Origin of the sequence: Candidatus Sulfuricurvum sp. RIFRC-1, from assembly GCF_000310245.1 — a bacterium.
GTDB lineage: Bacteria > Campylobacterota > Campylobacteria > Campylobacterales > Sulfurimonadaceae > Sulfuricurvum.
This window is the reverse complement of record NC_020505.1, coordinates 1,671,235-1,682,987: the sequence shown is the minus strand read 5'-3', so window position 1 is coordinate 1,682,987 and position 11,753 is coordinate 1,671,235. Positions and strand designations below refer to the sequence as shown.

At 41.2% G+C, this 11,753-nt stretch carries 15 protein-coding genes; 14 read left to right on the top strand and 1 reads right to left on the bottom strand.

Going from position 1 to position 11,753, the window contains the following annotated elements; translation table 11 throughout:
- The first annotated feature begins 8 nt into the window (after positions 1-8).
- Positions 9-623 carry a hypothetical protein gene (locus B649_RS08460; protein WP_015654106.1) on the top strand — a complete coding sequence of 205 codons (615 nt, stop codon included), beginning with the start codon at positions 9-11 and terminating at the stop codon, positions 621-623.
- Between the two features lie 58 nt (positions 624-681).
- On the opposite strand, the gene B649_RS08455 is transcribed toward B649_RS08460, so the two are convergent.
- The gene (locus B649_RS08455; protein ID WP_015654105.1) at positions 682-1,737 is read right to left on the bottom strand and encodes an MraY family glycosyltransferase; all 1,056 of its coding nucleotides are present in this window, start codon (positions 1,735-1,737) and stop codon (positions 682-684) included.
- Positions 1,738-1,989: 252 nt separating this feature from the next.
- Here B649_RS08455 and rplU point away from each other — a divergent pair, with 252 nt between their 5' ends.
- From rplU to atpG, 13 genes are all read left to right on the top strand, one after another.
- On the top strand, positions 1,990-2,298 hold the full coding sequence (rplU, locus tag B649_RS08450; protein ID WP_015654104.1) for a 50S ribosomal protein L21: 309 nt from the start codon (positions 1,990-1,992) through the stop codon (positions 2,296-2,298).
- 23 nt (positions 2,299-2,321) lie between these two features.
- Positions 2,322-2,579: a 50S ribosomal protein L27 gene (rpmA, locus tag B649_RS08445; protein WP_015654103.1), complete on the top strand. Its 258-nt coding sequence runs from the start codon at positions 2,322-2,324 to the stop codon at positions 2,577-2,579.
- 148 nt (positions 2,580-2,727) lie between these two features.
- The gene (gene obgE, locus B649_RS08440; RefSeq protein WP_015654102.1) at positions 2,728-3,825 is read left to right on the top strand and encodes a GTPase ObgE; all 1,098 of its coding nucleotides are present in this window, start codon (positions 2,728-2,730) and stop codon (positions 3,823-3,825) included.
- A complete protein-coding gene (gene proB / locus B649_RS08435; protein WP_015654101.1) occupies positions 3,822-4,592 on the top strand; it encodes a glutamate 5-kinase in 771 nt (256 codons plus the stop codon). Before obgE ends, proB begins: the two co-directional genes overlap by 4 nt.
- Positions 4,592-5,503: a methionyl-tRNA formyltransferase gene (gene fmt, locus B649_RS08430; protein ID WP_015654100.1), complete on the top strand. Its 912-nt coding sequence runs from the start codon at positions 4,592-4,594 to the stop codon at positions 5,501-5,503. The genes proB and fmt overlap by 1 nt, the downstream gene beginning before the upstream one ends.
- Entirely contained in the window at positions 5,484-6,119 is a 636-nt protein-coding gene (locus B649_RS08425; protein WP_015654099.1) for a biotin--[acetyl-CoA-carboxylase] ligase, read from the top strand. Before fmt ends, B649_RS08425 begins: the two co-directional genes overlap by 20 nt.
- The gene (locus B649_RS08420; RefSeq protein ID WP_015654098.1) at positions 6,116-6,901 is read left to right on the top strand and encodes an AAA family ATPase; all 786 of its coding nucleotides are present in this window, start codon (positions 6,116-6,118) and stop codon (positions 6,899-6,901) included. The genes B649_RS08425 and B649_RS08420 overlap by 4 nt, the downstream gene beginning before the upstream one ends.
- A gap of 9 nt (positions 6,902-6,910) precedes the next feature.
- Entirely contained in the window at positions 6,911-7,753 is an 843-nt protein-coding gene (locus B649_RS08415) for a ParB/RepB/Spo0J family partition protein (protein WP_015654097.1), read from the top strand.
- A 68-nt stretch (positions 7,754-7,821) separates the two neighbouring features.
- Positions 7,822-8,244, top strand: a complete 423-nt coding sequence (locus B649_RS08410; RefSeq protein WP_015654096.1) for a hypothetical protein — start codon at positions 7,822-7,824, stop codon at positions 8,242-8,244.
- 8 nt (positions 8,245-8,252) lie between these two features.
- Positions 8,253-8,768 (top strand): F0F1 ATP synthase subunit B, encoded by a 516-nt coding sequence (locus tag B649_RS08405; protein ID WP_015654095.1) that lies wholly within the window; start codon positions 8,253-8,255, stop codon positions 8,766-8,768.
- Positions 8,769-9,305 carry a F0F1 ATP synthase subunit delta gene (locus B649_RS08400; protein WP_015654094.1) on the top strand — a complete coding sequence of 179 codons (537 nt, stop codon included), beginning with the start codon at positions 8,769-8,771 and terminating at the stop codon, positions 9,303-9,305.
- 20 nt (positions 9,306-9,325) lie between these two features.
- Positions 9,326-10,843 (top strand): F0F1 ATP synthase subunit alpha, encoded by a 1,518-nt coding sequence (atpA, locus tag B649_RS08395; protein WP_015654093.1) that lies wholly within the window; start codon positions 9,326-9,328, stop codon positions 10,841-10,843.
- An 8-nt stretch (positions 10,844-10,851) separates the two neighbouring features.
- Positions 10,852-11,739: an ATP synthase F1 subunit gamma gene (atpG, locus tag B649_RS08390; protein ID WP_015654092.1), complete on the top strand. Its 888-nt coding sequence runs from the start codon at positions 10,852-10,854 to the stop codon at positions 11,737-11,739.
- Positions 11,740-11,753 lie beyond the last annotated feature (14 nt).

The window sequence follows — 11,753 nt, the reverse complement described above, 5'->3', positions numbered from 1 at the left end:
CACAACAAATGTTTGAGATCAATGTTTTAAATACTATTCTGTATAGTGTTGGAGTAATCGTACTCTTTTATGCTTTCTTCTGTATTGTTACTAAACGGTTATTACGCCCTGATTGGAAAAAATTAGTTTACATTGTCTTTGTATTTTCATTATTGGGTGTAATAGGGGAAGACTTTGTCAATACCCTGTATTCCATAATCTTTGGGGCTCCTTTATGGGAGTACCGTCTCTACCCGGTTCACGGTGGGAATATTAGTTATTTTTTCCCGTTTGTATGGGGTACGCTTGGTTTTTATACCTATTGGCGGAGTGTTGTTTTTTTGCACAATTCACAAATGAGTACATTAAGATTAGGATTATTACTGGGCACCGAAGCAATTTTTATCGAATTGATTGTCAACATCCCTTACCATATGTTATTCGGTGATTACATTTTTTACTATTTACCGGCGAATCTTGGCCCATTTTCACACTTTTCGTGTTTACAGGTCATACCTTTTTATATGCTTGTAGGAATTACTACTGCCAATATGCTTGAACAACAAGAAAAAATGGATTACAAACATTTTCGTACAACTATATTTTTGTATTTGATGATTATGGTGACGTTTGTTTATTTGTAAAAAAATGACCCCCGCTTATTTATGAAAAAAGGGTTGATGCTCGTGAAAATAGCATCAATTATTTGAAGGATTTGTTTTTTTTATGACGTTTGCGAAGTGCAAAGGGGTGTTGTTTGCTGATCATGGCATTGAGCAAAATGTAGAGAATCGCCAAATTTAGTAGAAAAAAGATGATGATATAGCGTTGATTCGGGTAATTGCTGAGATTATATCCCAGAATTGAATAGAAGGCTTGTAGCAAAACGATAAAGATAACGGTTTTTTTGACGTTGCCGTTGAAAAAGCCCAGAAGAAGATGGTGCATGTGGAATTTGTCCGCAGAAAACATCGATTTGCCGTTCCGTTTGCGCCGAATCATGACGATGAGGGTATCCATTACAGGAATAGCAGCCAGAAACAAGATGACGGTAGGTTGAATATACGGAAGCGCTTTGATCCATAAAACACCGATCACAAAGCCCAGTGTCAGTGAGCCGCTATCGCCCATAAAAATTTTTGCCGGGTTCCAGTTGAACAGCAAAAATGCACTCATAGCGGTCATGAACGACAGCGACAGATAGATCAAAAAAGGATCGTGGTTTTCGAATCCGATCACTGCAAATGCTGAGAGAATGACGATCCCCATCCCTGCGGCTAAACCATCCAGCCCATCGGCCAGATTCATCGCGTTGGTCAATCCCGCTATCGCAAAGATCGTATAAGGAATTGCAAACCATCCCAAATCAAAATCAATACCGAAAATAGTCCCCAGCGAATCGATGCACAGACCGTCCATGTAGAGGAGTAAAATTGCGACGATGATGACGAAGAATTTCGTTTTCGGGGTGGTGTCTCGGTGGTCGTCCAGTACACCGACGGCAAAAATCAAAAAGATAGCGATGAACGAGATAAGATGGGTAAAAACGATTTCGTTCCAAAGGAGAACATCTGAGAGGATGATGGCCAGCATCATCGCGATACCTGCTCCTCTAGGGGTGACATTTTGATGGACGCTGCGGTGATTTGGGATATCGACCAATCCCAGTGTCGGAGCGTAGCGGATGAGGAGTTTGATTAAAAAGAGTGATGCCCCAAAGACGATCACTAATTTGATAAGGAGAAGCGTATCAATCACAAAAACATACCTATATAATAAAATCAGAAGAATTATGACTGTTTATCACTTAAAAACACCTATAGTTGTTATATATTAACGAATAAGGTGTGGTGTAGGTTGGTGCAATTTTCCGATCAAGATAAAAATAAACGGCAGTTATTGTCAGGCATTGTACGAGATTCCACTCTCAACTCTACATTTTAAACCAAGCTTAAATATACGTTGGCTATAATTCGCCACTTTTTGTAGACTTGTAAGTAAGGAACGCTAATGTACGCAATTATCAAAAACGGCGGAAAACAGTATAAAGTTCAAGAGGGTGATATCCTTTTGTTCGATAAAATGGGACTAGATCCTAAAACCACCGTCGAAATCAAAGAAGTTCTTGCCGTTAATAACGGTGAACTTAAAACCGGTACTCCATTCGTAGAGGGTGCTGTTGTTACTGCTGAGGTTATCAATGAAGGTCGTGACCGTAAAGTCGTGATCTACAAAAAACGTCGTCGTAAAGACAGTAAATTGAAGCGTGGTTTCAGAAGAGATCACACACGCGTTCGCATCGTTAAGATCGCTGCGTAATTATTTAAAAGTAGGAGGACAGCATGGCTCATAAGAAAGGTCAGGGTAGTACACAGAATAACCGCGACTCAGCGGGACGTAGACTCGGTGTCAAGAAATACGGTGGTGAATTCGTAAGAGCGGGTAATATCGTTATCCGTCAACGCGGAACAAAAGTTCACCCGGGTAAAAACATGGGAATGGGTAAAGACCATACTTTGTATGCTTTAGTTGACGGTGTCGTTGCATTCGAACGTAAAGACAAAAAACGTAAACAAGTCTCTATCATCCCTGCCGCTTAATTTTCACTTACATCGGGCTTTCGCCCGATTTTGAATCCATTTCCTAAATTATCTTTTTAATCGTGTACTTGAGAATCGAAGTGCAGAGTTAAGCAAATAATAGTTGTCTCATTAGAGGCAAATGTTCAAAATAACTTTAAGGACATCCATGTTTAGTGATAGTGTAGAAATTACCGTCTCCTCTGGAAAAGGGGGAGCAGGGTGTGTTGCTTTTAGACGGGAGAAATATGTCCTTCAAGGTGGTCCAAACGGTGGCGATGGCGGTCGCGGTGGTGATGTTTATTTCAAAGTAGACAACAACACCCATACGCTTGCACACTTTCAAGGGAACAAAAACCTCAAAGCCGATAAAGGTCAACCGGGTGCTGGCTCCAATATGGCGGGTAAAGCCGGTAAACGCCTTGTTGTCGTTGTCCCTCCGGGAACGCAAGTTGTGGATGTCGAAACAGGCGATATTTTACTGGATCTATTAGAAGACGGTAAAGAGGTTCTCTTTTTAGAGGGGGGACGAGGTGGTCTTGGAAACGTTCACTTTAAGTCCTCTACCAATCAAAAACCGATGTATGCTCAACCAGGTGAACCTGCGATTACCCGCGTTCTCCGACTTGATCTTAAACTCATCGCGGATGTTGGTTTGGTCGGATTTCCGAATGTCGGTAAATCAACATTGATCTCTACCGTTTCGAATGCACGTCCTGAAGTAGCAAACTACGAGTTTACAACATTGACTCCGAAGCTTGGGCAAATCAATATTGGTGAGTTTGATTCGTATATCATGGCGGATATCCCGGGTATTATCGGTGGAGCATCTGAGGGAAAAGGGCTTGGGCTTAAATTCCTTCGTCATATTGAGCGGACGAAAACATTATTATTTATGATCGATTTGGCATCATACCATGAGCTTGAATATCAATACGAAACTCTCAAACAAGAGCTTGAAAAATTCTCACCTCTTTTAGCGGAACGTAATTTTGCGATCGCATTGACCCGTGCGGATGCGATGAGTCCTGAAGAAGCGATAGAAAAAACGAATGCATTTTTGAAATTGGTCAATCTTGATCCCGTTAAAAAAAGCCGCTTTGCTTTTAGCGAAGAGTATCCGGTCTATGAGCAAGCTGATTTTGATAAAGCATTTTATGAGCGGTCTAAACCGGCATTTATCGCACCGATTTCATCAGCGATCAATCTTAATATCAAACCATTAACGTATGCACTCTATCAAATGGTCGTAACGGAGCGCGCATGAAGCGGATCGTCGTCAAAGTCGGAAGTGCGGTTCTAAGCGACCATGACCGGATCGCAAAAGATCGGATGCAGCGTTTGGTCGATTTTATTGCAGAACTCAAAAAAAGTTATGAAGTTATCCTTGTCTCTTCGGGGGCAGTTGCAGCAGGATATACCGAACTCAAACTCGATAAAAAGATTTTGGCGAACAAACAAGCCCTTGCTTCCATCGGTCAGCCAATTTTGATGAATAAATACCGCAAGATGTTCGAACAGCATAATATCCTCCCCTCGCAAGTTTTAGTAACAGCGGCTAATTTTAATACGGCAGAAGAGTCTCAAAAAGCAAAAGATACGATTGAAACACTCCTCAAACACAATGTTGTCCCGATTATCAATGAAAACGATGCAACGGCGACGGAAGAGTTGATTTTGGGAGATAACGATCAGCTTTCAGCGTACGCAGCATACCATTTCGGAGCAGATCTTTTGGTGATTTTATCGGATATCGATGCGTATTATGATAAAGACCCACGTAGTCATGATGACGCGAAAGTTCGTGCTCGGATTGAGAATATTACTCCGGAAGAACTTTCTTTGGAAGTGACTCCAAATCATAATTTTGCGACGGGAGGGATCGTGACGAAACTCAAAGCGGCCGATTTTCTCCTCAAACGCGGCGGAGCGATGTTTTTAGCCAGCGGATTTGATCTTAGCGATGCAAAAAGTTTTTTGATCGAAGGTTCACATCGCGGAGGCAGTTTTTTTAAAGCTGTAGAGACACTTTAATGACCCGTATTATTTTTATGGGGACACCTGATTATGCGGCATCTATTTTAGAGGCATTGATTACGGCTACTGATATTGAGGTTGTTTCGGTTTACACTCAACCCGACAAACCGGTAGGCCGAAAAGCTCTTTTGACCCCTCCCATTGTAAAAGTAATAGCGGAAAAAGGCAATATTCCCGTGATACAGCCTCCTCGCTTACGAGATGAAGCCGTGGTAGATGGGATATTAGAAACTTCGTGCGATATGATTATTGTTGCGGCATATGGTCAGATTCTCCCTAAAGCAATTTTGGATCATGCCCCGTGTGTCAATCTCCATGCCTCTATCCTTCCACAATATCGCGGTGCCAGTCCGATTCAACAAAGTCTATTGAACAATGACCCCCAAAGCGGCGTTACTGCCATGTGGATGGATGAGGGACTTGATACCGGAGCCATTATTAAAATTGAAACACTCCCTATCGGTGCAGACGAAATGGTAGAGTCATTGTATGCGCGACTCACCGATACAGCGGTACATTTGACACTTGACATTATCCGAAGTTGGGATCGAAAAAATGCACTCAAGCAAAATGATCCTGAGGCTACCCACTGTAAAAAGATACTTAAATCCGACGGTTTGATTGATTTTTCCGATGCACGTGAAATGTATAACCGCTATCGAGCTTACACTCCATGGCCGGGGATATTCACTGAATCGGGATTAAAAATTAAATCAATGCTGTTAGAAGAAGAGAACAGCAACGGAGAAGCGGGAATAATCACCCAAATTGAGAAAGAGAGTATTCTTATTCAGTGTAAAAAAGGTTCACTTCGTATAATAAAGGTTCAGGCTCCTTCCAAGCAAGAGACTTCAGTCGTTGATTATCTCAACGGAAAACGGATCGGGTGTGGACATCCATTGGTTTGAGTCGCTTGAGTCGACTCAAAGCTACCTCTTGGACGAACTGAAAGCTTCAAGGTTACACACTCCCGTCTGTGTCGGTGCGCTCACTCAAACGACGGGTAAAGGTTCACGAGGAAATAACTGGATAGGGGTAGAGGGGAACCTTTTTATCTCGGTGGGCGTGGAACGCTCAATGTTGCCTTCTGATTTAAAACTTGAATCGTCATCGATCTATTTGGCTTTTTTAATGAAAGAACTTTTAGGTTCTATCGGCTCGAAGGTATGGCTCAAATGGCCGAATGATTTTTATTTAGGTAATAAAAAAATCGGCGGTGTTATCACGAATCTTGTCGGTGAAACACTGGTATGCGGGATTGGCATTAATTTGGTTTCTGCACCTGAATATTTTGAAAAAATCGATATTGAAATCAATGCATATGATTTAACGAAATCTTATAGTGAATTGTTTAAAAATTTACCATCGTGGAAGCTGATTTTTAGTAATTACCAGATAGAATTTGAAAACAGTAGAGAATTTTTTACCCACAACAATAATGAAAAAGTTGCATTAGAAAAGGCCGTTTTGCTTGAAGACGGATCGTTAGAATGCGACGGCCAAAGGATATTTAGTTTACGATGAGTGAAGTTATTGTTATCGCCAATCAAAAAGGGGGAGTGGGTAAAACCACAACCGCCGTCAATTTAGCCGCATCTTTGGCCGTTGCTGAAAAAAAAGTATTGTTGATCGATGCCGATCCACAAGCCAACGCAACAACCTCATTAGGGTATCATCGCAATAACTATGAGTTTAATATCTATCATGTATTGATCGGCGCGAAAAAATTACGAGAAATAATCTTAAAAACATCCTTGCCGAAACTTTTTCTGGCTCCATCCAATATTGGTCTTGTCGGAGTTGAAAAAGAGTATTACGATACAGATAATGCAAAAGGGCGTGAGCTTATTTTGAAACGTGCCATTGCTCAGGTTAAAGATGAATATGATTATGTCATTATTGATTCTCCTCCGGCACTTGGACCGATGACTATCAATGCACTTTCTGCATCTAATTCAGTTATTATCCCTATTCAATGTGAGTTTTTTGCTTTGGAAGGGTTGGCACAGTTACTTAATACCGTCAAATTGGTACGCAAAACGATTAATCCGAAATTGACAATCAAAGGTTTCTTGCCGACGATGTACAGTGCTCAAAACAACCTTTCTCGTCAAGTATTTGCCGATTTACGTCAACATTTTCCGGCTAAGTTGTTTAAATCAGGAGGGAGTGATGATTATATTGTCATCCCACGTAACGTTAAATTGGCAGAATCTCCGAGTTTTGGAAAACCGGCCATTTTGTATGATGTAAAATCAAGCGGCTCCATGGCGTACCAAGATTTGGCACACGCTATTATCGCCTAAAGGAAAAATATGGCGAAAGCATCTGCATTAGGTCGAGGTCTTGGCGCACTGTTAAGCGAAATCGAAGAGGCATATGATAATGAGCTTCCCAAGAAAGGGGGAGTCGAAGAAATTGCTGTTAGTAAAATCCGTCCTAACCCGTATCAACCCCGTAAGCATTTTGATCCTGAATCTTTAGCTGAACTTTCTGAGTCCATTAAAGTACATGGTTTACTGCAACCAATCGTTATCAAAGAAGATTTAGACGGTTATATCCTTATTGCAGGAGAACGACGCCTTCGTGCGAGTAAACTGGCTAAAAATAAAACGATCAAAGCGATTGTTGTGTCAGTAAGTGACGAGCAGATGCGTGAGCAGGCCTTGATCGAAAATATTCAGCGTGATGAACTAAATGTTATTGATTTAGCACAAGCCTATCAAGAATTGATTGATATTCATGAGCTTACGCATGAACAACTTTCTCAAACCGTTCATAAAAGCCGTACTCAGATCACTAATACCTTACGCCTTTTGCAACTGAGTGAAAAAGGGCGAAAAGCTCTTGTCGATGGAAAAATCAGTGCGGGTCATGCGAAGGTGATTTTGGGGCTTGAAGCGGGTGAACAAGCGATGATGATCGATTCGATTATCGGCCAAAAGTTGAGTGTTCGTGATGTGGAAAGTATGGTTAAAAAAATTAAACTTCCTTCAACGCTTCACACAGCCTCTCATGAAGTTGATGAATTAAATTTTACTCTATTGAAAAAACATTTGTCTTCTCTTGGTTATAAATGTAGCACAAAAGGTTACAAATTAACCCTTGAATTTGAAGATAATGGACAAATTGAATCATTTTTAGACCTACTTTCTTAATATCTCTTGACGTTTAACTGTCCCTTCAATTTATAAGTTGTATAATCACGCAACTTTTAGGAGGTGGTATGTTAGATATAAGTCCGATGCTGCTTGGCAGCACACTGATTGTCTTCCTTGTCCTTATTGCCCTACTAAACAGTTTGCTTTACAAACCTCTTTTCAGTTACATGGAAAAACGGGATGCGGATATTAAAAAAGATTTGGAACAAGTTGGCAACAACGATTCTGAAATCGCCGCGTTTCACGCCAAAGCTGAGAAGATTATGAGTGATGCTAAACTGGAAGCAGCGGCATTAAGAGAAAAAGTTATTGCTGAGGCCAAAGCGCTGGCAAATAGCAGAATAGAGACAAAACGTGCTGAATTAGCACTTGAGTACGCAACGTTCGAAGGCGAACTGTCGCAAGAGAGAACACGGTTGATTGCTGCGCTTCAAGATGAAGTGCCTGCATTCCAAACGGCTGTATCAGCAAAACTAAGTCAGATATAAGGGACGCAATGAGTAAAATAATCGTTACAGTATTACTGCTCAGCGCGTATCTATTTGGATCGGATGCTGGTGCAGAGGGCTCTACGGACATCGTTCAACGAACGATTAACTTCCTGATTTTTGCCGGAATTTTGTTTTATATTTTGGCTGAACCGGTTAAGAGCTATTTTAACGGAAGAAGTACGGGTATTGCCGATGAACTTGAAAAAGTTCAAGAGCGTCTTCGTGAGTCAAAACGTCTAAAAGAAGCGGCCGAGCACAAAATCGAAGAAGCGGAACATTTTGCGAATGAATTGAGTGAATCAAGTAAAAAAGAAAACAAAATTTTGTCTGACAAAATTTTGGCTCAATCTGAACAAGATCTTGAGATTATTACAAAGCAAAATGTTGCATTAATGGAACTTGAGAAACGTAAAATGGTTCGTGAAGTGGTTTCTGAAGTAATGAATGATGTTATGAACAGTAGCAATGATGCTTTAGGTAAAGAAGCGATGACCGAAATCTTGAAAAAGAAGGTGGCCTAAATGCGACATGAACTAATTGCAAAACGTTACATTAAACCTTTGATGGATACATGTGATCAATCATCATTAGATAATTTAGCGCTACTTCTCAACAGTGTTGCTAAAGCTTATGAAAATGAAAAATTCATTCTTATTATGAACAACAATGAGATCACTCTCGATGCTAAACGCCAACTAATCTTAGATATGGTTGCTTCGGCAAACAGCTCTACGGTTAACAATCTTATTAAACTATTGGCTGAAAATGGGCGTCTTTTATTGATTCCTACCCTTGCAGACCAATTGACACGTGAGATCGCACGGGCAAAACGTACTTTTAGTGGACGTATTTATAGCAACAGTGTTGTCGATCAGGCATCAGTCGAAACGATTGGACGTGATTTGGGTACAAAAATGGGAGCAACGATCTCTTTGAGTTATGTTGCTTCTGATTTTGACGGAGTCCGTGTTGAAGTTGATGATTTGAATGTTGAAATCAATTTTTCAAAAAGCCGCCTCAATGCTCAATTAGTTGAGCACATTTTAAAAGCAATTTAACCCTCGGGAAAGGAGAAATAGTGGTAGCAAAAGTACAAGCAGACGAAATCAGTTCAATCATTAAAGAACGAATTGAAAATTTCGAACTTAATGTAGATATTAATGAAACCGGAAAAATCGTCTCATACGGAGATGGAATCGCTCAAGTTTATGGCTTGAACAATGTTATGGCCGGAGAGATGGTAGAATTTGAAGACGGTTCACGCGGTCTGGTTATGAACCTTGAGGAGAGCAGCGTCGGTGTTGTTATTCTTGGTAAAGGTAAAGATCTTCGCGAAGGTATGTCAGTAAAACGTCTTGGACGTCTTTTACGTGTTCCTGTCGGTAATGCACTTCTTGGGCGTGTTGTAAACGCTCTTGGTGAGCCAATTGATGGAAAAGGACCAATCGAAACAACAGAAATCCGTTTTGTTGAAGAGAAAGCTCCAGGGATTATGGCTCGTAAGTCGGTTCATGAACCGATGGCAACCGGTATTAAAGCGATTGACGCTCTTGTTCCGATCGGACGTGGTCAACGTGAACTTATCATCGGTGACCGTCAAACCGGTAAAACTACCGTTGCTTTGGATACGATCATCAACCAAAAAGGGAACGGTGTAGTCTGTGTTTACGTTGCGATTGGTCAAAAAGAATCGACGGTAGCACAAGTTATCCGTCGTCTTGAAGAACACGGTGCGCTTGAATACACTATTATCGTTTCTGCTCCTGCTTCTGAAGCGGCAGCTCTCCAATTCCTTGCTCCGTATACCGGTGTAACGATGGGTGAGTATTTCCGTGACAACGCGCGTCATGGTTTGATCGTTTATGATGATCTCTCTAAACACGCGGTAGCTTACCGTGAAATGTCATTGATCCTTCGCCGTCCTCCGGGCCGTGAAGCATATCCGGGTGACGTTTTCTATCTACACTCTCGTCTTTTAGAGCGTGCAGCGAAATTGAACGATGAGTTGGGTGCGGGTTCATTGACAGCACTTCCGATCATCGAAACTCAAGCGGGTGACGTTGCGGCGTATATCCCAACTAACGTTATTTCGATCACTGACGGTCAAATTTTCTTGGAAACTGACTTGTTCAACTCAGGTATCCGCCCTGCGATCAACGTAGGTCTTTCTGTATCACGTGTCGGTGGTGCTGCACAAATCAAAGCAACAAAACAAGTTGCAGGAACATTGCGTCTTGATTTGGCACAATACCGTGAGCTTCAAGCGTTTGCCCAATTTGCTTCTGATTTGGATGAAGTAAGCCGCAAACAACTTGAGCGTGGTCAACGTATGGTTGAAGTATTGAAACAGCCTCCATATTCACCACTCGGTGCTGAAAAACAAGCATTGGTTATTTTCGCGGGTAATGAAGGGTATCTTGATGATATTTCTGCAGATTCAGTCGTTAAATTTGAAGCGGATTTGTATCCGTTTATTGAAGCGTCTTATCCACAAATTCTTGAAAACATCCGTAGTACATCAAAAATCGATGATGAAACGATGGCAATGATGAAAAAAGCACTCGAAGAGTTTAAATCTACTTTCGTTGCTGAATAAGGATCTTTATGGCTAACTTGAAAGAGATTCAAAGACAGATCAAAAGTGTTTCGAACACGCAAAAAACTACGCGTGCAATGAAGCTTGTTTCAACGGCGAAACTTCGCCGTGCGGAAGAGCTTGCGAAACGCTCACGTCTGTTTGCACAAAAAACGAATCAAGTGATAGCTGAAATCGCAGGACGTATTAAATGCAATAAAGTGGGCGGGATTGAAAACCGCTGCTTCATTGAGAATGATGCACCTGAAATGATCGACATTATTTTTGTAACAGCGGACAAAGGGCTCTGCGGCGGTTTCAACATGCAAACCATCAAAGCGGTTAAACGTCTAATGAGTGAATACAAAAATAAAAAAGTCAAAATCCGCCTTCGCGGTATCGGGAAAAAAGGGATTGAGTTTTTCAATTATAATGAAGTAGAGATGCTTGATGCAGTGAAAAACTTGAGTTCTGCTCCTGATATGCAACGCTCCAGCGAGTTTATGACGAGATCAATTAATGATTTCAAAGAGGGTAAAATTGATGCGGTTTATCTTGTGTACAACGGATATAAAAACGTCATTACCCAAGAGTTGCATGTTAATCGTGTATTGCCGGTCAATGTAGAGAGTTACGATTGTGAAAAAGCTCAAAACACTATGTTAGAGCTTGAAGCACAAGATGAAGAGAAAATGCTTGATTCATTAGTAACAAAATACGCTGAATACAATATGTATTATGCTCTGATCGATTCTGTTGCGGCAGAGCACAGTGCACGTATGCAGGCAATGGATGCTGCAACCAACAACGCTAAAGAGATGGTTAACTCGTTGAAAGTCAAGTTTAACAAAGCGAGACAAGAATCGATTACAACCGAACTTATCGAGATTATCAGCGGCGTCGAGTCGATGAAATAATTATGGAGGAAAGA

Bases quoted from the DNA above. Each gene is read 5' to 3' on its own strand.
- B649_RS08460 (WP_015654106.1), top strand. From the start codon at position 9: ATGTTTGAGATCAATGTTTTAAATACTATTCTGTATAGTGTTGGAGTA.
- rplU (WP_015654104.1), top strand. From the start codon at position 1,990: ATGTACGCAATTATCAAAAACGGCGGAAAACAGTATAAAGTTCAAGAG.
- rpmA (WP_015654103.1), top strand. From the start codon at position 2,322: ATGGCTCATAAGAAAGGTCAGGGTAGTACACAGAATAACCGCGACTCA.
- obgE (WP_015654102.1), top strand. From the start codon at position 2,728: ATGTTTAGTGATAGTGTAGAAATTACCGTCTCCTCTGGAAAAGGGGGA.
- proB (WP_015654101.1), top strand. From the start codon at position 3,822: ATGAAGCGGATCGTCGTCAAAGTCGGAAGTGCGGTTCTAAGCGACCAT.
- fmt (WP_015654100.1), top strand. From the start codon at position 4,592: ATGACCCGTATTATTTTTATGGGGACACCTGATTATGCGGCATCTATT.
- B649_RS08420 (WP_015654098.1), top strand. From the start codon at position 6,116: ATGAGTGAAGTTATTGTTATCGCCAATCAAAAAGGGGGAGTGGGTAAA.
- B649_RS08415 (WP_015654097.1), top strand. From the start codon at position 6,911: ATGGCGAAAGCATCTGCATTAGGTCGAGGTCTTGGCGCACTGTTAAGC.
- B649_RS08410 (WP_015654096.1), top strand. From the start codon at position 7,822: ATGTTAGATATAAGTCCGATGCTGCTTGGCAGCACACTGATTGTCTTC.
- B649_RS08405 (WP_015654095.1), top strand. From the start codon at position 8,253: ATGAGTAAAATAATCGTTACAGTATTACTGCTCAGCGCGTATCTATTT.
- B649_RS08400 (WP_015654094.1), top strand. From the start codon at position 8,769: ATGCGACATGAACTAATTGCAAAACGTTACATTAAACCTTTGATGGAT.
- atpG (WP_015654092.1), top strand. From the start codon at position 10,852: ATGGCTAACTTGAAAGAGATTCAAAGACAGATCAAAAGTGTTTCGAAC.